The sequence below is a fragment of the Succinivibrio sp. genome (assembly GCF_045124615.1).
In the GTDB taxonomy this organism is placed as follows: domain Bacteria; phylum Pseudomonadota; class Gammaproteobacteria; order Enterobacterales; family Succinivibrionaceae; genus Succinivibrio; species Succinivibrio faecicola.
This window is the reverse complement of the sequence record NZ_JBGVMC010000018.1, coordinates 1-24,470: the sequence shown is the minus strand read 5'-3', so window position 1 is coordinate 24,470 and position 24,470 is coordinate 1. Positions and strand designations below refer to the sequence as shown.

19 protein-coding genes and 1 other RNA gene are annotated in these 24,470 nt (G+C 37.3%); 8 read left to right on the top strand and 12 right to left on the bottom strand.

Annotated elements, in window-relative coordinates; translation table 11 throughout:
- The 4 genes from glmM to rlmE all read right to left on the bottom strand — a co-directional run.
- Positions 1 to 935: phosphoglucosamine mutase (glmM, locus tag ACJML3_RS00450; protein WP_406019649.1), on the bottom strand; the 935-nt coding region annotated here is incomplete at its 3' end.
- Between the two features lie 11 nt (positions 936 to 946).
- Positions 947 to 1,807: a dihydropteroate synthase gene (locus ACJML3_RS00445; RefSeq protein ID WP_406019647.1), complete on the bottom strand. Its 861-nt coding sequence runs from the start codon at positions 1,805 to 1,807 to the stop codon at positions 947 to 949.
- Between the two features lie 36 nt (positions 1,808 to 1,843).
- Positions 1,844 to 3,811: an ATP-dependent zinc metalloprotease FtsH gene (ftsH, locus tag ACJML3_RS00440; protein WP_406019645.1), complete on the bottom strand. Its 1,968-nt coding sequence runs from the start codon at positions 3,809 to 3,811 to the stop codon at positions 1,844 to 1,846.
- 26 nt (positions 3,812 to 3,837) lie between these two features.
- Positions 3,838 to 4,527, bottom strand: a complete 690-nt coding sequence (rlmE, locus tag ACJML3_RS00435; protein WP_219936865.1) for a 23S rRNA (uridine(2552)-2'-O)-methyltransferase RlmE — start codon at positions 4,525 to 4,527, stop codon at positions 3,838 to 3,840.
- 131 nt (positions 4,528 to 4,658) lie between these two features.
- Between rlmE and yhbY the strand changes: the two genes are divergently transcribed.
- On the top strand, positions 4,659 to 4,949 hold the full coding sequence (gene yhbY, locus ACJML3_RS00430) for a ribosome assembly RNA-binding protein YhbY (protein ID WP_406019643.1): 291 nt from the start codon (positions 4,659 to 4,661) through the stop codon (positions 4,947 to 4,949).
- 53 nt (positions 4,950 to 5,002) lie between these two features.
- Here yhbY and greA read toward each other — a convergent pair whose 3' ends face one another.
- From greA to grpE, 4 genes are all read right to left on the bottom strand, one after another.
- On the bottom strand, positions 5,003 to 5,488 hold the full coding sequence (greA, locus tag ACJML3_RS00425) for a transcription elongation factor GreA (protein ID WP_219936861.1): 486 nt from the start codon (positions 5,486 to 5,488) through the stop codon (positions 5,003 to 5,005).
- A 131-nt stretch (positions 5,489 to 5,619) separates the two neighbouring features.
- Positions 5,620 to 6,819 carry a molecular chaperone DnaJ gene (gene dnaJ, locus ACJML3_RS00420; RefSeq protein WP_406019642.1) on the bottom strand — a complete coding sequence of 400 codons (1,200 nt, stop codon included), beginning with the start codon at positions 6,817 to 6,819 and terminating at the stop codon, positions 5,620 to 5,622.
- A gap of 73 nt (positions 6,820 to 6,892) precedes the next feature.
- Complete coding sequence (gene dnaK / locus ACJML3_RS00415) at positions 6,893 to 8,815, bottom strand: molecular chaperone DnaK (RefSeq protein WP_406019641.1); 1,923 nt, start codon at positions 8,813 to 8,815, stop codon at positions 6,893 to 6,895.
- Between the two features lie 91 nt (positions 8,816 to 8,906).
- On the bottom strand, positions 8,907 to 9,626 hold the full coding sequence (gene grpE / locus ACJML3_RS00410) for a nucleotide exchange factor GrpE (protein WP_406019640.1): 720 nt from the start codon (positions 9,624 to 9,626) through the stop codon (positions 8,907 to 8,909).
- 273 nt (positions 9,627 to 9,899) lie between these two features.
- On the opposite strand from grpE, the gene ACJML3_RS00405 reads away from it, so the two are divergent.
- The 3 genes from ACJML3_RS00405 (at position 9,900) to ppk1 (ending at position 13,147) form a co-directional block, all read left to right on the top strand.
- Positions 9,900 to 10,289 (top strand): outer membrane protein assembly factor BamE, encoded by a 390-nt coding sequence (locus tag ACJML3_RS00405; RefSeq protein ID WP_406019639.1) that lies wholly within the window; start codon positions 9,900 to 9,902, stop codon positions 10,287 to 10,289.
- A gap of 2 nt (positions 10,290 to 10,291) precedes the next feature.
- Positions 10,292 to 10,954, top strand: a complete 663-nt coding sequence (locus tag ACJML3_RS00400; RefSeq protein WP_406019638.1) for a hypothetical protein — start codon at positions 10,292 to 10,294, stop codon at positions 10,952 to 10,954.
- A gap of 117 nt (positions 10,955 to 11,071) precedes the next feature.
- Positions 11,072 to 13,147 (top strand): polyphosphate kinase 1, encoded by a 2,076-nt coding sequence (ppk1, locus tag ACJML3_RS00395; protein WP_406019637.1) that lies wholly within the window; start codon positions 11,072 to 11,074, stop codon positions 13,145 to 13,147.
- A 70-nt stretch (positions 13,148 to 13,217) separates the two neighbouring features.
- Here the strand turns inward: ppk1 and ACJML3_RS00390 are convergent, their stop codons facing one another.
- Entirely contained in the window at positions 13,218 to 15,044 is a 1,827-nt protein-coding gene (locus ACJML3_RS00390) for an ABC transporter ATP-binding protein (RefSeq protein WP_406019636.1), read from the bottom strand.
- 94 nt (positions 15,045 to 15,138) lie between these two features.
- Positions 15,139 to 16,359 (bottom strand): acetate kinase, encoded by a 1,221-nt coding sequence (locus tag ACJML3_RS00385; protein ID WP_219936842.1) that lies wholly within the window; start codon positions 16,357 to 16,359, stop codon positions 15,139 to 15,141.
- 528 nt (positions 16,360 to 16,887) lie between these two features.
- On the opposite strand from ACJML3_RS00385, the gene pdxH reads away from it, so the two are divergent.
- On the top strand, positions 16,888 to 17,529 hold the full coding sequence (gene pdxH, locus ACJML3_RS00380) for a pyridoxamine 5'-phosphate oxidase (RefSeq protein ID WP_331852957.1): 642 nt from the start codon (positions 16,888 to 16,890) through the stop codon (positions 17,527 to 17,529).
- Positions 17,530 to 17,580: 51 nt separating this feature from the next.
- Here pdxH and purU read toward each other — a convergent pair whose 3' ends face one another.
- Positions 17,581 to 18,429: a formyltetrahydrofolate deformylase gene (gene purU / locus ACJML3_RS00375; protein WP_219936838.1), complete on the bottom strand. Its 849-nt coding sequence runs from the start codon at positions 18,427 to 18,429 to the stop codon at positions 17,581 to 17,583.
- A gap of 230 nt (positions 18,430 to 18,659) precedes the next feature.
- Here purU and gltA point away from each other — a divergent pair, with 230 nt between their 5' ends.
- Both gltA and ACJML3_RS00365 read left to right on the top strand, forming a co-directional pair.
- The gene (gene gltA / locus ACJML3_RS00370; RefSeq protein ID WP_219936836.1) at positions 18,660 to 19,973 is read left to right on the top strand and encodes a citrate synthase; all 1,314 of its coding nucleotides are present in this window, start codon (positions 18,660 to 18,662) and stop codon (positions 19,971 to 19,973) included.
- Positions 19,974 to 20,712: 739 nt separating this feature from the next.
- Positions 20,713 to 22,167 (top strand): ATP-binding protein, encoded by a 1,455-nt coding sequence (locus tag ACJML3_RS00365; protein WP_219936834.1) that lies wholly within the window; start codon positions 20,713 to 20,715, stop codon positions 22,165 to 22,167.
- A 57-nt stretch (positions 22,168 to 22,224) separates the two neighbouring features.
- Here the strand turns inward: ACJML3_RS00365 and ssrA are convergent.
- Positions 22,225 to 22,588: a transfer-messenger RNA gene (ssrA, locus tag ACJML3_RS00360) on the bottom strand.
- Positions 22,589 to 22,896: 308 nt separating this feature from the next.
- Between ssrA and ACJML3_RS00355 the strand changes: the two genes are divergently transcribed.
- A partial coding sequence (locus ACJML3_RS00355) for a SulP family inorganic anion transporter (RefSeq protein WP_406019635.1) occupies positions 22,897 to 24,470 on the top strand: 1,574 nt, incomplete at its 3' end.

Sequence of the window (24,470 nt, the reverse complement as noted above, 5' to 3'; positions counted from 1 at the left end):
AGAACATATCTGTCACCTACCTTTGCTCTTGAGAAAGGAATATTCTCACGAGCAAGAGCAAGCTCTAAACCAAGGTTGGTCATAAGTGTACCTACAACACCACCGTTTAAACGACCACGCTTGTTAGTATCCTTTGCAATAACATATAAAAGATTATCGCCATCACGAAGAGTACCTTTGCTGTCACACATTAAAACTCTGTCACCATCACCATCAAAGGCAATACCAAGATCTGCCTTTGTTGCAAGTACCTTAGCAACAAGAGCCTCAGGATGTGTTGAACCGACACCATCGTTGATGTTGATTCCGTTTGGCTTATCACCGATAGTAATAACCTCAGCACCTAACTCTCTGAAAACCTGTGGAGCAATGTGATAGGTTGCACCGTTAGCACAGTCAAGAACAATCTTCATGCCATCAAGACTCATTGATGGATTGAATGTTGACTTACAAAACTCAATATAACGGCCAGGTGCATCATCCTGTCTGAAAGCTCTACCAAAATCTTGTGCATTTGCAAGTTCAATGCTTGGAGCATCAAGATATTTTTCAATTTCCAATTCAACTTCATCAGGAAGCTTTGTGCCCTCAGATGAGAAGAACTTAATGCCATTATCAAAGAAAGGATTGTGTGAAGCAGAAATAACAACACCAAGATCTGCTCTGAATGCTCTTGTCAGATAAGCGATTGCAGGAGTTGGCATTGGGCCTAGCATAACAGGAGACATACCACCTGCAGAAAAACCTGACTCAAGAGCAGCTTCAAGCATATAACCTGACAGACGTGTATCTTTACCTATAATTACCTTACCGCCATTCTTATTACCAAGAACCTTGCCAGCTGCAAGACCTAATTTAACAGCAAAATCTGGAGTAATAGGAAACTGACCTACACGACCACGTACACCGTCGGTACCAAAATATTTTCTTTGCATAGTTATTCTTCTTATTTATCTTTGTGATGGTTCTTTAAATCTCTTAAAGTGTCTCTAAGAGTTCTTAAACGTCTTACGATAGCCTTTGAAATACCATATGGTTTTGTCTTGCTTGACATAAGCTGCCAGAAGCCGATTGCAATAGCGACCTCAGCAACCTCAGAGGTTCTTATTATCTGAACAGATTTAGCTGCTGCACAGAAAATAGCTGTTGTCAAAGACAGAACACGATTTTCATTCATGAAATGATCTTCTTTTGGTAACTGTCTTGGAATTGCAACAAGCATAGGCAAAGCAAAACTCTTGAATGATTCTAGTCTGCCTATAAGCTTGAGTCTTGCACTTACAGATGCATTGACAACGGATGGATCAATGACTAGTCGCTTTCTGTCAATTCCTGCTTCAAGACACGCATCTATGCGTTCAAAGAAGTATTCACTGACTTTAGCAACAATATCCTCATCATCGCTAATCTTGTTTTTTGGTTCATAATGCAAACATATAAGAACATCAGAATCTTTTACAAGATCCATAACTCCTTCTGAAGCTAAACCATCGTTAGTGATGATCATAGCAACTCCGGCATTTATAGCCTGCTCTATGATCTCTTTTGAATTTGAATTGACTGCAACAGGAACTTTTACGGCATTTAAAACAGCACCTAAAACAGAACTTACTCTTGTCTCATCAAGACCCTTACAGCCAACTTTTGCACCTACCTCTAAAAACTCTGCTCCAGACTGAACAAAGGATTTTGCAAGCATAACCAGATCTTCGATACTTCTTGTATCATCTTCAGTCAGTGCAATAGTACCCATCACCTTTGTATATGACAGATCAATTGCATGGCCTTTTGGTAATCTAAGTTTCATTGTTTCCCCTTAGTCTGCTATCGTTATAAGGATATTCTAGTTTAAATCATCCTTTTTTGATGTGCTATCTGTCAAAGAGGAATCATTATTTTCCTGCTCACTCTTATCTTTATCTGAATTTTCTGAAGATTTTTCAGAATTGTCAGTGTTGTCACCATTTGAAGATGATTCATCAGATGATTTTTCAGACTTTAAGCTTGGAGCTCTAACCTCTCTTCTGTTCATTAGATCATCAATCTGATCTGCATCAATAGTTTCATATTTGAGAAGAGCATCTTTCATGTTCTCAAGAATATCTTTATTAGCCTCTAAAAGCTCTTTTGCTTTCTTATAACATGAATTAATGATCTCTGTTACTTCTTCATCAATAACCAGCGCTGTCTTGTCGGACATTGCAACAGTTGTTGTGCCTGAACCACCAAGATACATTGACTGTTCACTGTCTTTTTCATACTGCATAGGAGCTAAACGCTTTGAAAAGCCCCACTTGGTTACCATGTTTCTTGCAATAAGAGTTGCTCTTTCAATATCATTTGATGCACCAGTGGTTACAGAATCCTCACCAAACATCAGCTCTTCTGCAATTCGTCCTGCAAACAGAGTTGATATATTTGACAATAGACCACGTCTGCTCTGTGATACCTTGTCCTGTTCTGGAAGATACATAGTTACACCTAATGCTCTTCCACGAGGAATAATTGAAACCTTATAAACAGGATCGTGCTCTGGCACAAGTTTACCTACAATGGCATGACCGGCCTCATGATAAGCTGTATTAATCTTCTCATGTTCATTCATCGCCATTGATCTGCGCTCAGCACCCATTAAAAGCTTATCCTTTGCTTCTTCAAATTCTTGCATACCCACAACTTTCTTGTTATGGCGGGCTGCACCTAAGGCTGCCTCATTTACAAGATTTGCAAGTTCAGCTCCAGAAAAACCAGGAGTACCTCTTGCAATTGTTGCAGTATCAACATCAGGAGCTAAAGGAACCTTCTTTACATGAACATTTAATATCTGCTCTCTTCCTCTTACATCAGGAAGACCTACTACAACCTGACGGTCAAAACGACCAGGTCTTAATAATGCAGGATCAAGAACATCAGGTCTGTTTGTTGCAGCAATTATGATTACTGCCTCAAAGCCTTCAAAACCGTCCATTTCAACAAGTAACTGGTTTAAGGTCTGTTCACGCTCATCGTGACCGCCCCCCATACCAACGCCACGCTTTCTACCTACAGCATCGATCTCATCGATAAAGATGATACATGGAGCGTTCTTTTTTGCTGTTGCAAACATATCTCTTACACGAGATGCACCTACACCAACAAACATCTCAACGAAATCAGAACCTGAAATTGAGAAGAAAGGAACTTTTGCCTCTCCTGCAATAGCTCTTGCAAGCAGGGTCTTACCGGTTCCTGGAGGACCTACCATTAAAACACCACGAGGAATTCTTCCGCCAAGTTTTGAATATTTTGTAGGATCCTTTAAGAAATCTACAAGTTCAACAACATCCTCTTTTGCTTCATCACAACCTGCTACATCAGCAAAAGTTGTCTTAATCTGATTCTCTGATAGAAGCTTGGCTTTTGATTTTCCAAAAGAAAGAGGATTTCCTTTTGACCCACCCTGCATCTGGCGCATATAGAATATCCAGACTGCAATCAAAAGAAGCATTGGGAACCATGAAACAAAAATTGAAAGAAGAGTGCTTGGCTCTTCTGGCTTAGTTCCTGAAGCTCTCACATTATGAGTTAAAAGAGAATCGATAAGAGAAGGATCATTCATTGGCATGACAGTTATGAATTTTTCACCTGACTTCTTCATACCATTGATGACCTTGCCATCAAAGACTACTTCTTGAATGTGATCGGACTGAACCTCGCGGACAAAACTTGTATAATCCTGCATTCTTCCTGTTGACTCTGATGAGGTAAACGACTCAAACAGTGTCATCAAAATTACTGCAATAACAAGCCATAAAATAAGATTTTTTGTCATACTTTCTCGCTCTGTTATGAAGAAACCTAAGCTTCCTCGTCTAAAATCTCATTGAAATCTTCATCTGTTGGAGCAACACCATTTAAAGCATGTCCCTTAAATCCAGTTGCAACCATATAAACTTCTCGTGAACGATCTCTTGATGCATCAGGCTTTCGTACCTTCACAGTTGTAAAATCCTGGTGAAGTTCCTTTAAAAATTCCTGACTGCCTTCTCCCTGGAACACTTTTACTACAAAAGTTCCACCAATTCTTAATACGCGTCTTGCCATATCAAGAGCAAGCTCGGACAATAGCATTGATCTTGGCTGATCTATAGCAAGATTTCCTGACATATTTGGAGCCATATCAGATAAAACTACATGTGCTCCAACGCCAATCATTGAATAAAGTTTTTTAAAAACTTCATCATCGGTAAAATCGCCCTGAAGAAATTGTACATTTCTTATAGGTCTAATAGGGAGAATATCACAGGCAATAACTCTACCTGTCTCACCAATACATTTAACTGCAAATTCAGACCAGCCACCTGGTGCTGCACCAAGATCAACGACTATATTTCCATGTCTTATCAGATGATCTCTTTTTTGCAGTTCTTCAAGTTTAAATGATGCTCGTGAGCGCAGACCAAGCTTGTGTGCCTGTTTAACATATGGATCAGAAAAATGTTCCTGAAGCCATCTTGTCTGACTTGCTGTTCTCTTTTTTACGGGCATAAACTAATTCCTAAACTATATTAATTTGTTTGAAAAATCCACATATTATTATACAATTACAAGACCAAATAGCTATGCACATTTGTTGCATATGTCTGTAAAAAACACATTTTTTTTATCTGAAGGTCAATATGTCACTAAATTCACATCAGCGCCAGTTCTTAAAGGCTCAGGCTCACTCATTAAAGCCAGTTGTATTACTTGGTAATGATGGCCTGTCAGAGAATGTAATCAAAGAAATTGAAAGCTCAATTGAGCATCATGAGTTAATCAAGATCCGTACTAATGCTGGTCTTGGTAGAAAGGATCAGGCTTTACAAGCCGCTAATGCAGTTAATGCTGAGCTTGTATCTGTGGTTGGTCGTGTAGCTGTTCTTTTCCGTCAGAGAAAAGACGATTCAAGATTCATTCTTCCTCGTTAATTTAAGATTCAACTGAAAAAAAGACTTTCACAAAAATGAAAGTCTTTTTTTTATTAGATGTATTCAACCTTAACTACTTCGTAGCAGATTGTTCCCTTTGGGATCTTAATTTCGATTTCGTCTTCCTCACATTTGCCAAGTAATCCCTTTGCAATAGGAGTCTTGTAAGAAATCAGATTATTGTCAATATCTGCCTCATCTTCACCTACAATTTTATAGGTAATCTCTTTTTCAGTATCAACATCAAGTAAGGTTACAGTTGAACCGAAAATAACCTTCAGTTTACCGTTACCATGCTTTAACTTTGTAACATCAATAACATTTGCACTTGCAATTTTGCTTTCGATGTCCTTAATTCTTGCTTCACACAGGCCCTGCTCTTCTTTAGCTGCATCGTACTCTGCGTTTTCACTTAAGTCACCGTGGCTTCTAGCTTCGGCAATAGCCGCTACGATGCGAGGTCTTTCGACTGTCTTTAAGCGCTGAAGCTCGCTACGAAGCAATTCCTCTCCACGTGGAGTCATAGGAGTCTGTTCCATTCTTATAACCTCGAAAAAGTAATAAAAAAATACGCCTAATCTGAGTTAGGCGCAGTATTAGTTTAATATACAATCAAAAAAACTTCTTTTCAAGATTGATTGTCTAGAATGCGGACCTAGTCCGCATTTATCTATTTACTTGAAAGATCGTTTACAAATTGTTTAAATTTCTTAAAGAAACTATCGCTCTTAGGGCTGTGAGATGAAACCTTTGAGCTGTCACTCTTTGTTTCTTTTGAAGATTCGCCTGTCAATGATTCTTCAAGCTTCTTTAAAAGATCCTTTTGATGATCATTTAAGTTAACAGGTGTTTCTACAACAAGCTTACAGTACAGACTGCCCTTATCATATGAGTTATATGACTTAACGCCTTTTCCTGCTAGTCTCATTATCATGCCAGTCTGTGTCTCTGGCTTAATAGTAATGGTTACAGGACCTTCAAGAGTTGGAACCTCAACCTTACCGCCAAGAGCAGCAGTTGCAAAGCTGATTGGGATTTCACAGTGTAAGTCATTTCCTTCACGAACAAAGATATCATGATCCTTGACGTCAATAACTACATATAAATCTCCGCTTGGAGCACCGTTTAATCCAGCCTCACCTTCGCCTTGAAGTCTGATTCTGTCGCCAGCATCAACACCTGCAGGAATATCAACAGAAAGTGTCTTTGTATCAGCAACACGACCAGTACCAGAACAGTCCTTACAGCCATCTTTGATGGTGTAACCTGTACCATTACAGTAAGGACAAGTCTGAGTAACAATCATAATACCCTGCTGCATGCGAACCTGACCTGATCCCTGACAGTGAGAACAAACTTCTTTCTTGCCATTCTTACCAAGACCGGAACCGCCGCAGGTCTTACATTTAACGTAGGTCTTTAAGTTGATCTTCTTCTTACAGCCTTTTACAGCCTCTTCAAGACTCAATGTGAGCTTTACTCTCATATCACGGCCTGGAACTGATGTTGGCTCTGCTCTGCGTGAAGAACGTCTGCCACCACCAAAACCAAAGATATCAGAGAATGCACCTGAGAATGCACTGTTGAATATATCAGAGAAATCACCGCCGCCAAATGGATTTGAACCACCAGCCTGTGAGCCATCAGCACCAGCAAAACCGTACTGATCATATGCAGCACGCTTTTGAGGATCAGATAATACCTGATAAGCCTCATTTATCTCACGGAACTTTTCACCAGCATCAGCAGCTTTGTTTCTGTCTGGGTGATACTTAATGGCTAGTTTTTTGAAGGCACGTTTGATTGTTGCATCATCAGCACCTTTCTCAACACCTAGCACTTCATAGTAATCACGTTTTGAAGCTGTCATATTATCCTCTTACAATTAGCAAAAGGCAGGAGGATCCCTCCACCTACCTTTCTTGTTGCAGTTAGTAAACTGATTATTTCTTATCGTCGTTTACTTCTTCAAACTCAGCATCAACAACATTGTCGTCCTTGCTGTTTGATGACTGGTTTGCACCTGCTGACTGAGCCTGCTGTGCCTGAGCCTGAGCCTGCTGTGCCTGCATAATTGCAGAAGCAGCCTCTAGAACAGCCTTTTCAGCATTCTCAATCTTGTCCTTATCATCGCCACGAGCAGCCATCTCAAGCTCACCTATAGCCTTGTTGATCTTAGTCTTGTCGTCATCTGAGATCTTATCGCCAAGGTCAGTTAACTGCTTCTTGATCTGGTGAACTGTAGCGTCAGCTCTGTTACGTGCAGAAGCTAATTCCTCAAACTTCTTATCTTCAGCTGAGTGCTCTTCTGCCTCACGAACCATACGTTTGATGTCTTCATCTGACAGACCTGAAGATGACTGAATAGTGATCTTCTGCTCTTTACCGGTCTTCTTATCCTTTGCTGATACGTGGATTAAACCATCAGCATCGATATCAAAGGTAACCTCAATCTGAGCCATTCCACGTGGTGCAGGTTCGATACCTTCTAGGTTGAACTGACCTAATGACTTGTTATCAGCTGCTCTCTTTCTTTCACCCTGAAGTACATGGATGGTTACAGCAGGCTGATTGTCTTCAGCTGTTGAGAATACCTGTGACTTCTTAGTAGGAATTGTTGTGTTCTTCTCGATAAGAGTAGTCATAACACCACCTAAGGTCTCAATACCTAATGAAAGTGGAGTTACGTCTAATAACAGAACGTCCTTCTTGTCACCAGTTAAAACACCACCCTGAATAGCAGCACCCATAGCTACTGCCTCATCTGGGTTAACATCCTTACGTGGCTCTTTTCCGAAGAAGTCAGCAACTAACTTCTGAACCATTGGCATACGTGACTGACCACCAACTAAGATTACATCGTTAACATCTGATGGTGATAAACCAGCGTCTGAAAGAGCTGTCTTAACAGGATCTAAGGTTCTTGAAACAAGATCTTCAACTAAAGACTCAAGCTTTGAACGAGTGATCTTGATGTTCATGTGCTTAGGACCTGTTGCATCAGCTGTGATGTATGGTAGGTTTACATCAGTCTGCTGTGATGAAGAAAGCTCAATCTTAGCCTTTTCAGCAGCTTCCTTTAAACGCTGAAGAGCTAATGGATCAGCACGTAGATCAACACCCTGCTCAGCCTTGAACTCATCGATTAAGAAATCAACGATACGGTTATCAAAATCCTCACCACCTAAGTGTGTATCACCGTTAGTAGCTAAAACTTCGAAAGTCTTCTCGCCATCTAACTCATCGATATCAATAATTGAAATATCGAAGGTACCACCACCTAAGTCGTAAACAGCAATCTTCTGCTCACCCTTAGCCTTATCCTCACCGTAAGCAATAGCAGCTGCAGTAGGCTCGTTGATGATACGCTTTACATTTAAACCAGCAATACGACCTGCATCCTTAGTAGCCTGACGCTGTGAATCGTTGAAGTATGCAGGACAGGTAATAACTGCTTCTGTAACTTCCTCACCTAAGATATCCTCTGCAGTCTTCTTCATCTTCTTTAAAACTTCAGCAGAAATCTGTGGTGGAGCTAACTTCTTGTCATCAACCTCTACCCATGCATCACCGTTGTCAGCCTTAGTGATCTTGAATGGCATAATACCGATATCACGCTGAACCTCGCTATCCTCATAACGACGACCGATTAAACGCTTGATAGCAAATAAAGTGTTCTTAGGATTGGTTACAGCCTGACGCTTTGCAGCATCACCAACGATGATTTCGCCATCTTTAGCATAAGCAACGATTGAAGGGGTTGTACGACGACCTTCTGAATTCTCAAGTACGCGAACCTTGTCGCCATCTAATACAGCAACGCATGAGTTTGTTGTACCTAAGTCAATACCAATAATCTTTCCCATTTTGTATTTCCTCTTAAATTCTTTTTAGGTTTTTCCTAATTTAAATTCTTTCTATTACCCTAAATGGAGATAGCCTTTTTATATTTCAAGTCTATGCTTCAATATTTATTGAATTTTTTTTGTCATCCTCTGCTGGAGCTGCAGGAGCACCGCTTGAAACAATTACCATTGCAGGACGAACAACTCTTCCGTTTAGAATGTAACCTTTTTGCATTACAGAAAGCACATGGTTAGCCTCAACCTGTGCACTTGGTGCCATTGAGATTGCCTGATGAATGTTAGGATCAAACACTTGACCTTCTGGATCTGCAACTTCAACTCCAAAGTTTGAAAGCTCTTTTAATAGCAGGGTTACAGTATTTTGAACACCTTCAATAGTTGGCTTTACAGCTGGATCATCATGATTAGAATGCTTTAAAGCAAGTTCTAATGAATCTACTACAGGTAAAAGAGCCTTTAAAATCTTCTCATTACCATACTTCTTTTCGCGCTCTACATCAGCTTCAATACGCTTTTTCTGATTTTCGCTTTCTGCAAGAGCACGTTTTAGAAGATCGGTATCATCTTTATGCTTGTTTGCTAAAGCTTCAACCTGAGCCTTTAGCTGCTCGTTCTCAGTCATAAGAGCCTTAACATCAACTGATGATTCTAACTCACATGACTCGCACTGACAGGTATCCTGTTCATTTTGTGCATCAACATTCTCATCAAGAAAAGCATTGTCTGCATCGTTTGCTGCAGTATTAATGTTTTCCTTTGCATCACATGTTTCTTCAAATTTCTGTTGAAATTGGGTTTCTTCAGTCTGCATTTTGAACTCTTTAAAAATTAAAATTAACGCTACAGATAAGATGGGGACTGTAATTGATAATTCAAGAGCAAATATAAAAAAAATAAAATTCTTGTCGTTTTTGTAAATAATCACGGTTCTTTTACATTAAAACAAGATAATTAAATTCTTTTTTTTGATTTAAAAAATATATGGTTGTAAATCACTTTATATGCTTTACTTGTATATTATTTTTTACTTATTTGGTAAGATAAACAAAGCATTAAATGCAAACAAATTTAAGGTTTTATAAAAATGCAGATTAAAAAATTATTACTAGCAATTTCTGTTTTCACTTCTGTTTCATTATTAACATCTTCTTGCGCTTACAGAGCTGATCTTGTGCAGGGTAACTACGTTGAGCAGGATCTGGTAAATCAGTTGTCAGTTGGAATGAGTTCTGAGCAGGTAAGATACGTACTTGGAAGCCCAATGCTAATTGATCCATATGATAAGAGCAGATGGTACTACATCAATTTTTACAGAAAAGGCTGGTCATCACCTGATGTAAAGCGTCTTGTTCTTGTTTTCAATGGCACAACATTAGTCGACATGGGTGGTGATTACAAGAAACCAGATTCATTTAATCAGGTTAATAACGCTTTAAACAATACAACTGAAGATATAGAGCTACCAAAAGAATAATTATGATTAAAAAGCAGCTGTCTGTACTGCTCATTATTATTTCAGCCTTTCTATTCAGTGGCTGCACACTTGAAGATGAAACTGCAGAGAAGATAATCGAAAACAAACAGATTATTGTTAGCGAACCTACTTTGCAGGATATTTTCAAAGAACTATGCTTTAACTGCTGTCTTGGGAAAGCTGACAATTACGACGAAATCGTAAGTCTCTACTATTCAACTCTTAATGAAAAAGATGCTAGATTTGCAAAGCAGACATACTCTTTTTTAGGAAATTCAGACGGCTCTTACCTATATCAAACAGAAACCTTAAACAAAGAATTTGAAAAATGCATGCAAAAAGCAATATCAACACAAAGCAAGCATTATTCAGATTTTCTTATTTCTAGAGCCTACATCTGTTCTAGAATTTCATTATTCTTTTATAAAGAAAATGATCTGAAAAACTCAAATTACTGGGCAAGAAGAGCAATAAACCTTGTAGGTGAAGCTCAAGGTAATTATATCCTTGGACGAGTTTACATAAGAGATAATTCAACAATTGAAATTGGATCTGATTATCTTGCTCACTCAGCTCACCTTGGATATGTAAACGCGATTCCTGCTTTAAGAGACAATCTACAGGAACATTCTGTGTTTAATCTTTTTGCAAAAGAAGATGAGTAAATTGATTTGTTAAAATTCATTACACATTTTTAACATTTTTTTAATCTGAAGTTTACGTAGTTTATATACTATAATCAGTATCGGTACCTTAATTTTTAATAATAATTCGAGGTTTATATGCTTCCTGTTTGTGATTCAATCATGCAAAAAGAACTTTCCTGGCTATCTTTTAATGCGCGTGTTCTTCAGGAGGCTGCAGATCCCTCAGTTCCACTTATTGAAAGAGTCAGATTTCTTGGTATTTACTCAAGCAATTTAGATGAGTTCTTTAAAGTTAGAGTTGCTGAACTTAAAAGACAGGTAATCATCAATAAGGCTCAAGGAAATGAAGATACAGTTAATCTGTTAAGACAGGTTCAGAACGAAGCTAACAAATATCAGAGAACATTAAACAGAATTTACAAACAGCTTCTTGTGGAACTTGCTGATCACAATATTTTCCTTCGTGATCCTGATTCAATTACAAAAGCTCAGACTGAATGGGTGCATTCTTATTTTAGAAGACATGTTCTAAAGCATATCAATCCTGTAATCATTGGTGAAGATACTGATCTTGTATCATTTTTAAAAGATGAATTTACATATTTGCTAGTTGATATGACCAATGGTGATGCTGTTTACCATGCCCTAATTGAGATCCCAACTGATAAGATCCCTCGCTTTATCAGAATGCCATCAGAGGATAATAATGTTACTTTTATGTTCCTTGATGACATTATTAGAGTTGGAATAGACTCAATCTTCAAAGGTCTGTTCACCTACGAAAAAATTGAAGCTTATTCTATTAAGATGAACCGTGACGCTGAATACGATCTTGTTGGAGATATTGACAGATCTGTTCTTGATAATATGTCTGAGTCACTAAAGCAGCGATTAAATGCAATGCCTGTTCGCTTCTCCTATGATGCTCAAATGCCTGAAAATATGGTTAATTTCATGGCAAAGGAACTCAAGATGAGTTCTATTGATTCTATGATGCCAGGAAACAGATACCACAATTTTAAGGATTTCTTGTCATTCCCAAGCTTTGGAAGTGATGACATGGAGAACAGACCTCTAAGTGAGATCAAATCATATCAGTTTGACAGTGCAATGACTCCTTTTGAGGCTATCGGGAAAAAGGACATTCTCCTTTACTATCCATACTACTCTTTTGACTACTTTACAGAGTTTTTAAGACATGCTTCATACGATCCTAAGGTTTCATCCATCAAGATCAATATTTATCGTGTTGCAAGCAATTCACGAGTAATCAACTCACTTATTCATGCTGCTAATAACGGCAAAAGTGTTACTGTGGTAGTTGAGCTTAAAGCAAGATTTGATGAGGCTAACAACGTTAAGTGGGCTTCAAGACTTACAAATGCAGGTGTTAAAGTTCTATTTGGTCTTCCAACACTGAAGATCCACTCAAAACTATGTCTAGTTACTAGACATGAAGAAAGTGGCATTGTTAGATATGCTCACATTGGTACAGGTAATTTCAATGAGAAAACAGCAAAGATTTATACAGACTTTGCTCTATTTACTGCAAATGCAAAGATTACAAAAGAAGTAGATGACGTCTTCTCATTTATTGAATATCCTTACACAAGACCAAAATTTGAAAACCTATTAGTATCTCCACTAAATGCCAGAGACAGAATTAATTTCATGATAGACAGAGAAATTGATTTTGCAAAGCAGGGTAAAAAGGCTTCAATCAACTTCAAGGTTAATGCTCTTGTTGATATTGAAATCATAAATAAACTATACGAAGCATCTAAAGCAGGCGTAAAGATTCGTGGTATTGTACGTGGAATGTGTGCTTTAAAGCCTGGTATAAAAGATCTGTCTGACAACATTTATATTACATCTATTGTGGACAGATTCCTTGAACACCCTCGTGTAATGCTCTTCAACAATGGAGGAAACGAGGAGCTGTTCATCAGCTCAGCTGACTGGATGAAGAGAAACCTTGATCTTAGAATTGAGGTTGGTACAAGAATAGTAGATCCAGACCTTATCAAACGTATCAAAGATATTCTAAAACTTCAGCAGAATGATAATCGCAAGGCAAGAATAATCGATGCAGACCAGAAGAACGTATACGTTCAGGCAAAAGAAGGCGATAAGCAGATCCGCTCTCAAATTGATATTCACGAATATCTAGTGGAAGTTGAAGAGCAGATTGCAAAAGCAGATCAGAAATAACTTTGAATCGATAGAAAAAAATGGGCTCTACTTTGTAGTGCCCATTTTTTTTATTTAGTTTTTATTGTTTCTATTTTTGCTCTATTTTCTCACTTTCAGAGGTGTTGTGAGTTTTTGAGAACTGTGACTTGTAAAGTACACTATAAGCGCCACCTAACTCTACTAACTGCTGATGTGAGCCTTGCTCAACAATATGTCCATCGTTAATTACGTAGATCATATCAGCATCCATTACTGTAGAAAGTCTATGAGCAATAACAATAGTTGTTCTGCCTTCCATGAGCTTGTCTAAAGCACGCTGAACCACCTTTTCAGACTTGTTATCCAAAGCTGATGTTGCTTCATCAAGAATAACAAGAGGTGCATTCTTTAAAATAGCTCTTGCAATAGCAAGTCTCTGTCTTTGTCCACCAGATAATAGAAGGCCTCTCTCTCCTATAACAGTATCTAAACCGTCAGGTAATTTATCAATAAAATCATCAAGATATGCACTCTTTATAGCAAAATCAATCTGCTCTTGTGTTGCATCTTTCTTACCATAAAGAAGATTGTCTCTAATGGTACCTGCAAAAAGGAAATTATCCTGGAATACCATTGAGATTTTGTCTCTTAGTGATGATAGAGAATACTCTCTAATATCCTTGCCATCGACTTTAATAGAGCCTTTATCTATATCGTAAAGACGAGGAATTAATGAGCATACAGTTGATTTACCACCGCCAGAGTTACCAACGAGAGCAACTTTTGTTCCGACAGGGACTTTAAGACTGATACTATCTAAAATAGTCTTCTCGCCGTCATAACTGAATGTAACATTATCAAATGTAATGTCTTTTTTAATCTCAGTTAATTCGTCCTTTCCATCCTCACTTGCAGATTCAAAAGATTCTGCATGTAGCAGCTGAGAAATACGATCTAAAGCTAAAAGCGAATTTTGAACTGCAATATAGTTATTACCAATACTCTTTATAGGAGTATATAGCATGATTAGCGCTGCAAGGAACGCAACAAAAGTTCCTGCTGTAATATCCTTTGTCTCAATTAAATGAAGACCAAAATATAAAACTCCTGCTACACCAAAGGCTGTAACTAAATGCATGAAAGGTGCTAGCCAATTAGTGTCACGAACAATCTTCATACCAAGAACAAACAGTGATTTGTAATTATCCTTATATGAAGTAGCCATCTGATCTTGAAGATTGAAAGACTTGATTGTCTTAATACCAGAATATGTTTCATAGTAGTAGGTATTGAGCTTTGCGCCAGAGGACAGAGTTCTTAAAGTAATCTGCTTGATTCTTTTTCTTACTATCTTCATTGGGTAGACAATAAGAAGAAGAACACCAACAGCAATAAAAGAAAGCTCCCATGAGTTGTAAAGTAAAACAACCACCAGAGCTAATGAAGAGAAAAATTTCTGTAAAAACAGCTTTAGGTTTGCAATAAGTCCTGTTGTTGCTGTATCAGCATCTCCAGCAAAACGCATAATTACAGAGCCTGAGGTATTCTTATCAAAGAATCTTGATTCAAAACGAAGTAATCTTTTGAACAAAGCGTTTTTAAGATCCATAGAAACCTTACTTCCAACATAGGCATTTACTATGTTTGAAGCATAGATACATATACCCTGTATCACGGTAAAACCTATAATAAAAACAGGAACGAGCGTTGAAAACTCTGCATCCTGTGCAACCATCACATTATCCATGAATGGTTTAAGGAAAGATGCTACAACAGCGTCTAAAGCACCAACAGGAATTGTTAAAATTACGCCAAGAACAGCCCAAAAGAAGTATGGTTTTAGAAAAGGCCAGAAAGTTTTATATCCTCTAACAAAATTGGTTGATACTTTTTCATCCATTTTATCGAGAATGATAATGTCTTTTTTCTTACTCATATAATCCTTAATTAATTGAACTTGAGCATATAATAACAAAAAAACCTTGCATTATCACATGCAAGGTCTTCTTTAAATACAGTTTTTCTGAAGATTACTTAACAAACTGCATTGCAGAACGTGCAATCATTAACTCTTCATTTGTTGCAATAACAAATAATTTTACTGAAGAGTCAGGCTTTGAAATAACCTGATGATCAACACCCATGTATACACGAGCCTTATAGTTTGCATCGTTATCAATCTTGATACCAAATGCTTCTTCAAGCTCTGAACATACATACTTACGTGTGGTAGGACCATTCTCACCTACACCACCAGAGAATACGATTGCATCAACATGTCCAAGTGGAACATAGTATGAAGCAATGAACTTAGCTAAGCGATATGCATACATCTGTAAAGCTAAAGTACAACGCTCATTGCCTTCCTGAATACCAGCAACAATTGGACGGAAATCTGATGAAACACCAGAAACAGCCATCATACCAGACTCTTTATTGAAGATCTTTTCAACTTCCTGTGGAGTCTTGTGTAGTCTCTCGCATAAGAAGAATACAACAGAAGGATCGATGCTACCGCAGCGGGTACCCATGATAAGACCATCTAATGGAGTTAAACCCATAGAAGTATCAACGCACTTACCGTTCTTTACAGCTGAAACTGAAGCACCGTTACCCATGTGACAGGTAATCAGACAGGTTTCCTCAAGAGGCTTACCAAGCATCTTTGCTGCTTCTTGAGCAATAAACATATGTGAAGTTCCGTGAGCACCATATTTACGTAAATGTAAATCAGTGTAGAATTCCTCAGGAATAGCATAACGGTATGCCTTTGGAGGCATTGTCTGATGGAAAGCTGTATCAAAAACTGCTACATGAGGAATATTAGGGAAATTCTCTCTTGCTGCATCAATACCTAACAGATGAGCTGGGTTGTGAAGAGGAGCAAAAGGAATAACCTTCTTGATGTTCTCCTCTACTTCATCATCAATTAAAGTTGGCTGTGAATAGATATCACCGCCCTGAACGATTCTATGACCACATGCAACAATTGAGTCTAACAGAGCCTTATCGTCTGCAAGAATATTGTTTACAAGGAATGCTAATGCCTTATCATGACCTGCGCCTGCACCAAGAGGAGTTTCAGTCTTCTCGCCACCGCTGTGTTTCCAGGAAATGCGTGCATCCTCTAAACCTAATGCCTCACCGATACCGTTTAAGAAAACGTGACCGTCTGTAGGATCTAAAACTGCGAACTTGACTGAAGAGCTACCACAATTGATAACTAATGCTGTCTTTGGATAATTACTCATTACTTGTACCTAATTTGTGAATTACAATATGAAATTTTTCCCAAACATTCTGTTCAAATCAGAATTAACTCTATCTTCTCTGTGCTCATAAGAACACTATTTAAAATGAATCAGATTAAAGATTCTCAATAGAATTATTTTTTTTATGGCTATAATACAGGAGAAAGACCGTTAAAAAGGAGTTACATCTGTCAGTTCCTGTTGATAAATGAAGACTTAACATAATGAAAGATCAAAGAAGACTTAAGCAGATTGCATAATGCATGAAGCTTTCATCATACAAGTACAAAATCCCCTGCCTATCAGCTATAGCTATAAATATCTATATTTCTAACATGATCTTCCTATCAATGTCAGCCTTATAACCTTTTGGGCAAATGCTATCTGAATATTTTACCATTTTATTAGAGAGGAAAACACGAAAACGCAAATTTATTTCATTTTTTGATCATTGTGTAACAAAATTTGTATATTATGGTCAATCAGATACGATAATTGCAGTGAGATTTAAGAAAAAGGCAAATAATAATGATTGACGTAGCAGATTTAAGAAGAAGCTATCAAGCTGGCGGGTTAGATGAAAAAGAGATGCCTGAACATCCTATGGATCTTTTTGAAAAATGGCTTAAACAGGCTATTGACTCAAAACTTTACGATCCTAATGGTGTTGTTGTAAGTACTGTTGATGAAAACAATACTCCATATTCTAGAATGGTTCTCTTGAAGAATTACACTAAAGATGAACTTGTTTTTTATACAAATCTCGGATCAAGAAAAGCTCAGCATCTAAAGAATAATCCTAAGATCTGTATGCTATTTCCTTGGTATATGCTTGAAAGACAGGTGATGTTTATTGGTGAAGCTCAACGACAGAGCACAATAGAAGATCTGAAATATTTCCACTCAAGACCAAGAGGATCTCAGATCGGTGCTTGGGCATCTCATCAGTCTCATCTTATTTCTGCAAGAGGAATTCTTGAGAGTAAGTTTTTAGAAATTAAAGAAAAATTTAAAAACGGTGAGATTCCTCTGCCTTCATTCTGGGGTGGATATAAGGTCAAATTCACTAAAGTTGAATTCTGGCAGGGAAGAGAAAACAGACTTCATGACAGATTCATTTATGAAAAAGAAGATGGTCTTTGGTTACCACCAAAAAGACTGGCACCTTAATTAAGGGCAAAAAGGCGCAAATATTGCGCCTTTTTTTGTAAAGAAATAAAACTAAAATACTACAGTCTTATTTCCATGGATGAAAACTTTATCATCAAGAACCTTGGAAATAGCTCTGATTAAAACCATCTGCTCAACATCATGACCAGCCTTTGCAAGTGTCTCTGGGTCATAACGATGATTTACCTTAATCACATCCTGCTCAATGATTGGTCCTTCATCAAGATTGTTTGTAACAAAATGAGCTGTTGCACCTATTAACTTAACACCACGGTTATATGCCTGATGATATGGCTTTGCACCAATGAAAGCAGGAAGGAAGGAATGATGAATATTGATAATCTTTCCAAGTGGGTAGTGACCTACAAACTCAGGTGACAGAATTCTCATATACTTTGCAAGAATTACATAATCACAGTTTGTTGAGTCAATAACCTCAATCATTCTCTTTTCCTGCTCTTCCTTTGTGATACCTTCACAAGAAACAAGTTTAAAAGGAACATTGAATTTTTCTGCTAGAGCGCCTAAATCAGGATGATTACCAGCTACACATACAATATCTGCATTAAGTGCGCCTGAATAAGTTTTCATTAAAAGCTCACCTAAACAGTGTGATTCTTTAGTTACAAGAACACATAAACGGCGTCTGTGCTCATCGGCTAATCTTACATTAGCACCTTGTGGAAGAAGGCTGATAACTGTATCAATGAATGTCTTAACGGTTTTGTCGTTAGAAAAATCACCTTCAATTACGGTTCTCATAAAGAATTTGTGGTCTTCAGGAGAGGCAAACTGATCCTGACGAGTGACATTTAGGTGGAACAGTGAGCATACATTTGTGATTTTTGCAATTAGACCGACATCATCAGTACACTCGGTTAACAGAATTCTCTTTTCCATAATATTCTTCAAATTTAATAAATACAGTGTTTTCTCAAAAAAAACAGTTTATATATTCTATTTGTTTTTAAATTACATAACAAGATAATAGTTTTCTATAGCTTGTTACCAAATTATGATCAATTATTGTGCAATAATTTCAAATTTAAGCTGATCTAGTATTTTTTTTTATTGTATATAAAATGAAAGAGTGTAAAAGAATATAAAGCTATAAAAGGAAGGCAATCATAATGGCAATTGAAGATACTCTACCTACATTAGATAAGTATGCAACATTGATGATTCCTGGAAAGGATCCAATTCAGCTCCCTATATTAAAGGGAACATTAGGTCCTGAAGTTATTGATATTCGAGAGCTTGGTAAGCAAGGTTACTTCACTTATGACCCAGGCTTTGTATCAACAGCATCATGTATGTCTAGAATCACCTTTATCGATGGAAAGAAAGGTATATTACTTTATCGTGGTTATCCAATCGATCAGCTAGCAACTAAAGCTGATTATCTGCAGGTGTGTTACCTGCTGTTCAAAGGTGAACTTCCAAACAAAGAGCAGTATGAGAAATTTGTTGACCGTATTAAGCACCATACATTAGTTCATACTCAGATGGAATCTTTATTCCAGGCTTTCAGAAGAGATTCTCATCCTATGGCTGTGCTTTGTGGTATTGCAGGCGCTCTTTCTGCTTTCTACCATGACGGACTTGATATTTATGATGCAGAACATCGTGAATTAACAGCAATTCGACTTGTAGCCAAGATGCCAACTCTTGCAGCAATGTCATATAAGTATTCGATCGGTCAGCCTTTCGTTTATCCAAGAAACGATTTGAGCTATACAGGAAACTTCCTGCACATGATGTTCTCAACACCATGCGAGGAATACAAAGTTAATCCTATCGTTGAAAAGGCTCTTGATAGAATCTTTACTCTTCATGCAGACCATGAGCAGAATGCTTCAACTTCATCAGTACGTCTTGCAGGTTCTTCAGGCGCAAACCCATATGCATGTATAGCAGCTGGTGTAGCATCTTTATGGGGTCCTGCTCACGGTGGTGCTAATGAAGCTTGCTTAAGAATGTTAGAGGAAATCGGCTCTGTTGACAGAATTCCTGAATATGTAGCAAGAGCTAAGGACAAGAATGATCCATTCAGACTGTTTGGTTTTGGTCACCGTGTATATAAGACATTTGATCCTCGTGCTGTTGTTATGAGAGAAACATGCCACGAAGTTCTTGATGCTCTGCACATCGACAATAATCCTCTTCTTAAGGTTGCAACTGAACTTGAGAAGATTGCTCTGTCTGATGAGTACTTTATTGAAAGAAATCTATATCCAAACGTTGATTTCTACTCAGGTATCATTCTGAATGCTATTGGTATTCCAACATCTATGTTTACTGTAATCTTTGCTCTTGCAAGAACTATAGGCTGGATAACTCACTGGAATGAGATGCACACTATCAAGGATTCTAGAATTGGCCGTCCTCGTCAGATTTATACAGGACAGGAATTGCGTAATGTAAAAAGCTTGTCTAGAAGATAATATTTTATCTGTATTTTCAAAACTCTGAACTTTTCTTATGATTTGTTCAGAGTTTTTTTTATTAATTCAGTTCAATATAAAACTATCTTTTTTCCATTATCAGTGTAATCCTATTTCTTTGTCTTTTTATAATTTAATGTTAAAAATCACGAAAGTGATCCGTCAATATCATGCGAAGTTGATCCGTCTTTTTTTGTTCATGTCTTAAAAATTGACTGCTTTTCGAAAAATAACAAGAAGTATCAAAACTGAAAAGCGATCTTCAAGCAGAATCTTGTGGTTAAAGGATTTGGTAGAGGTGGAGGGATAAATTACTGTAAAATTTATTTATAAATCAATTAAATATAAAAAAACTAAAAACTACAAAAAAAATACAGAATAAACCAACTCTAAGCAGGACATATTGCTATAAAACAAAATTCCGAGCAGATTACTAATTATATTTTTCGATGAAATAGTAAATCACATATCTTATCGAAAACTTTAATTTACTATTTTTCTCAATAATATCCCTCAATATTGCATTAACAACATACTGTTATCATCTCGTCTTAAAAGATTTTTTAGTCACATAAAACGGCATATCATACATCTATAATTTTCGATGAAGTTATAAAAAAGTATTTTTATCGAAAATTATAATTAGATACAAATGGAAAAAAAGAATTCTTTTAATTATAATTTTCGAAGAGAAGACAAAAATTCCATTTCACCGAAAATTATAAATAAAGGATAAGCAATGCTAATCGGTAGAGAAAAAGAAATCAAAAAATTAAATGAGCTATATCATAGCGAAGATGCTGAACTTATTGCTTTATATGGTAGACGTCGTGTTGGCAAAACATACCTGATTGATGAAGTATTTAGAGACAGGTTAAATTTTCGTCATGCAGGATTATCTCCAATTGATAGTGAAAAGGAGAATGTAAAAGCACATTTAATGAAAGATCAGCTAACACATTTTTTTAGATCACTAACTATGCAAGGCTATAAAGGGAAAAAAACGCCTGAGTCATGGCTGGAGGCATTTTATATGCTTGAAGATCTTCTCGTGGAAAAATATAAGGACAATGAAAGAATTGTTGTTTTCTTAGACGAAATGCAATGGCTAGACACTCCGAAAGCAAAATTTATGACAGGTTTCGAGGCTTTTTGGAACGGGTGGGCATGCCACAGAAAGAACCTTATGGTAATTGTTTGTGGAAGTTCCAGTTCCTGGATTCTCACCAATATCATAAACAATCACGGTGGTCTTTATGGAAGAGTCACATTCGAAATAAAACTTAAACCATTCACTCTTAGAGAATGCGAGCAATTTCTAACATCAAAGGAGATCTGTATGTCTCGTTATGATGTAATCCAAGCATACATGATGGTTGGTGGTATTCCTTATTATTTAAGGTATTTCAATAAGAGATTAAGTTTAGCTCAAAACATCAATGAAATCTTCTTTGCAGATGAAGCTCCATTAAAAGATGAATTTAATCGAATGTTTGCTTCACTATTTAAAAACGCAGAACCTATTAAACAAATCATAAAAGCAATAGCATCAAAAAATAAAGGCATAACAAGAAAAGAATTGTCTGAAATAACAGGAGTAACCGACAGCGGAGAAGTATCAAGGCAGCTTAACGCTTTAATTGCCGGAGATTTTATTATCAAATATAAATCATTTGGTGACAATAAAAGAGATGAAATATACAAACTAGTTGACCCGTTCTCTTATTTCTATTTAACGTTTTTAGACAAGAGCAGCGATAACAGAAATATTGACTGGATAAACATAGAAGACTCCAGTCGAGTACTTTCCTGGAAAGGCTATGCTTTTGAAAATGTTTGTTGGAATCACATCCACCAGATAAAAATGGCTCTGCAGATCGGAGGAGTATCTACAACAGAAGCGCTCTGGTCAAAAAGAGGAGATGAAAACACACGTGGAACACAAATTGATTTAATAATTGTAAGAAAAGACAATGTAGTACACATGTGTGAGATAAAGTTTTACAACGAAGAATTTGAAGTTGATAAGGATTACCACTTAATTCTAGAAAGACGAAAAAAAATTCTCCGAGAACAAATACCCAAAAGAGCAACTATTCACAATACACTGATAACAACGTATGGATTAAGAAAAACAAATTATTTTGGTGATTTTGTTCATGTAGTAACAATTGACCAGCTATTTGAAAATTAACACAAGGAAAAGAATTGAAACAGATCTCTTCATGCTGCATCAAGGTGTTAAAGGCTTTGGTGGAGGTGGAGGGACTTGAACCCTCGTCCCAAAAGACTGCATCTTCGGCACTACATGTTTAGGCAATCTTTGATCTTAGTACTAGCTGCGGACAGCCACGCTACATAATACCCAGTCTGTAAAGAGAGTTTAATGCTTCAGCTACAGACGGAGCTTCCACACGATCTAGTGAAGAACCGACCCCAGTGCGACTAAGTGTCACTAGAAAGACTTAGAACTGAGGGCTTTCAAGCAGGTTATTAAGCTGCTAAAGCGTAGGTTTCGTCGTTTGCGACTATTTTTATGCGACTTTTTTACAAGCTTTCGCCACTTGACATGCTCCTAGGAATTCATACTTCCGGTCGAAACCAGAATCACCCCCAAGATAAGACCTTTTTATTATACACAAAGGCTGAACATTGACAACAGGCTTTTTAGCTATTTCAACGTACAATGATCAGATAATTGCACTATAGATAAAAAAAATAAACTTTTTACATGATTATGAATTTTTGTCTTTTTGATTTTGGTATAATGCTCACACTTTTAAAGCTGATGCTTTTCTTTCCTGCATTAGCCTTAATTCATTTATATATGTACATCAATCAACAATTTAGCTTTTGCTAAGCTTGTTTTATATTTTTTATTATGAAAAATTCAAATCCATTTGTACCGGCATTTTTCACTTGCATGAAAGAAGGTTATTCTTTTAATCTTTTCAGAGCAGATGTAATTGCAGGTCTTACAGTAGCAATTGTTGCACTTCCACTTGCTATGGCTATGGCTGTAGCTTCAGGAGCATCACCTGATAAAGGCCTTGTAACCGCTGTTGTTGCAGGTTTCTTTATTTCTTTTTTAGGTGGTTCTAGAGTTCAGATCGGTGGTCCTACCGGTGCATTCGTTGTTGTGATTTTCAATGTAATCGCACAGCATGGCTTTAACGGATTAATCCTGTCATCAATTATGGCTGGTATTATCCTTGTTGTTGCAGGTTATGCAAAGTTAGGTAAACTGATTAAATATATTCCTTATCCGGTTATCACAGGTTTTACAACAGGTATTGCTGTAATCATCGCATCATCTCAGGTGAAGGATTTCCTTGGCTTAACAGTTGATAATGTACCTGCTGACTTTTTGAACAAATGGTATGTTTATCTTACTAACATTGATAAAACAACATATGCTGCCTTACTGCTCGGTGTTTTAGGTCTTGCAACTATTATTATCTGCAAGAAGATTTCTCCAAAGATCCCATCATACCTTGTTTCAATTCTTCTAATTTCAGTTCTTGCATATGTATTTAGTATGCCTGTTGAAACAATCGGTAGCAGATTCCCAAGCTTACCAACAGGTCTTCCATCTCCTGTTTGGCCAGAATTTTCTTTAGATCAGATAAGAGATCTTGTTCCTTCTGCATTTACAATTGCTTTTTTAGCTGGTATTGAAGCTTTATTATCAGCCGTTGTTGCAGACGGTCTGATTGGTCACAAGCATTCTTTAAATCAGGAACTAGTAGGTCAGGGTGTTGCTAATATTGCATCAGGTATTTTCGGTGGTATCCCTGCAACTGGTGCTATAGCACGTACTGCAACCAACATTAAGGCTGGTGGCAGAACTCCTGTTGCAGGTATTTTCCATGCAATCTTCCTATTAGTATTCCTATATACTGCAATGGACATTCTTGCATTCATTCCTATGGCTGCTCTAGCTGCCGTACTCTTCATGGTTTCATGGGGTATGTCAGATTTAAAGCACTTCATTCAGATTGCAAAGATAAGTCCATCAGACAGAACAATTCTTATCCTTACATTCTTACTGACTGTAATGGTTGATCTGACAGTTGCAATTGGTGTTGGTGTAACCTTCGCATCTCTACTGTTTATGCGTCACATGGCTCGTTCTGTTGAAGTAAGACGCCAGCATCACAGATCAGAGTATGAAGCTCAGGATGGTGATGATCCTGCTGATGATGATATTGAGATTCCAGAAGATGTTATTGTTCTTCAGATTAATGGACCTCTATTCTATGGTTTCGCATCAGAATTCTGTGATAAGTTAAAGTCTCTGGAGAAAATGCCAAGAATCCTTATTCTAAGAATGAGATTCATGCCATACCTAGATGCTTCTGGTGAAAATTCAATTGAAGATATCATCAAGATCTGCCGTGAACACAAGACATATGTTATCTTCTCAGCTGTTCGACCACAGCCAAGAGCTATTCTGCAAAAAGCAGGTATCCACAAGAATCTGGATGGTGCAATTGC

What these genes read in the sequence shown, in the direction of transcription:
- dnaK (WP_406019641.1), bottom strand. Translation starts at nt 8,815, where the DNA reads ATGGGAAAGATTATTGGTATTGACTTAGGTACAACAAACTCATGCGTT.
- pdxH (WP_331852957.1), top strand. Translation starts at nt 16,888, where the DNA reads ATGATTGACGTAGCAGATTTAAGAAGAAGCTATCAAGCTGGCGGGTTA.
- dnaJ (WP_406019642.1), bottom strand. Translation starts at nt 6,819, where the DNA reads ATGACAGCTTCAAAACGTGATTACTATGAAGTGCTAGGTGTTGAGAAA.
- ftsH (WP_406019645.1), bottom strand. Translation starts at nt 3,811, where the DNA reads ATGACAAAAAATCTTATTTTATGGCTTGTTATTGCAGTAATTTTGATG.
- ACJML3_RS00390 (WP_406019636.1), bottom strand. Translation starts at nt 15,044, where the DNA reads ATGAGTAAGAAAAAAGACATTATCATTCTCGATAAAATGGATGAAAAA.
- rlmE (WP_219936865.1), bottom strand. Translation starts at nt 4,527, where the DNA reads ATGCCCGTAAAAAAGAGAACAGCAAGTCAGACAAGATGGCTTCAGGAA.
- grpE (WP_406019640.1), bottom strand. Translation starts at nt 9,626, where the DNA reads ATGCAGACTGAAGAAACCCAATTTCAACAGAAATTTGAAGAAACATGT.
- ACJML3_RS00400 (WP_406019638.1), top strand. Translation starts at nt 10,292, where the DNA reads ATGATTAAAAAGCAGCTGTCTGTACTGCTCATTATTATTTCAGCCTTT.
- ACJML3_RS00445 (WP_406019647.1), bottom strand. Translation starts at nt 1,807, where the DNA reads ATGAAACTTAGATTACCAAAAGGCCATGCAATTGATCTGTCATATACA.
- purU (WP_219936838.1), bottom strand. Translation starts at nt 18,429, where the DNA reads ATGGAAAAGAGAATTCTGTTAACCGAGTGTACTGATGATGTCGGTCTA.
- gltA (WP_219936836.1), top strand. Translation starts at nt 18,660, where the DNA reads ATGGCAATTGAAGATACTCTACCTACATTAGATAAGTATGCAACATTG.
- ACJML3_RS00405 (WP_406019639.1), top strand. Translation starts at nt 9,900, where the DNA reads ATGCAGATTAAAAAATTATTACTAGCAATTTCTGTTTTCACTTCTGTT.
- ACJML3_RS00365 (WP_219936834.1), top strand. Translation starts at nt 20,713, where the DNA reads ATGCTAATCGGTAGAGAAAAAGAAATCAAAAAATTAAATGAGCTATAT.
- ACJML3_RS00385 (WP_219936842.1), bottom strand. Translation starts at nt 16,359, where the DNA reads ATGAGTAATTATCCAAAGACAGCATTAGTTATCAATTGTGGTAGCTCT.
- greA (WP_219936861.1), bottom strand. Translation starts at nt 5,488, where the DNA reads ATGGAACAGACTCCTATGACTCCACGTGGAGAGGAATTGCTTCGTAGC.
- yhbY (WP_406019643.1), top strand. Translation starts at nt 4,659, where the DNA reads ATGTCACTAAATTCACATCAGCGCCAGTTCTTAAAGGCTCAGGCTCAC.
- ppk1 (WP_406019637.1), top strand. Translation starts at nt 11,072, where the DNA reads ATGCTTCCTGTTTGTGATTCAATCATGCAAAAAGAACTTTCCTGGCTA.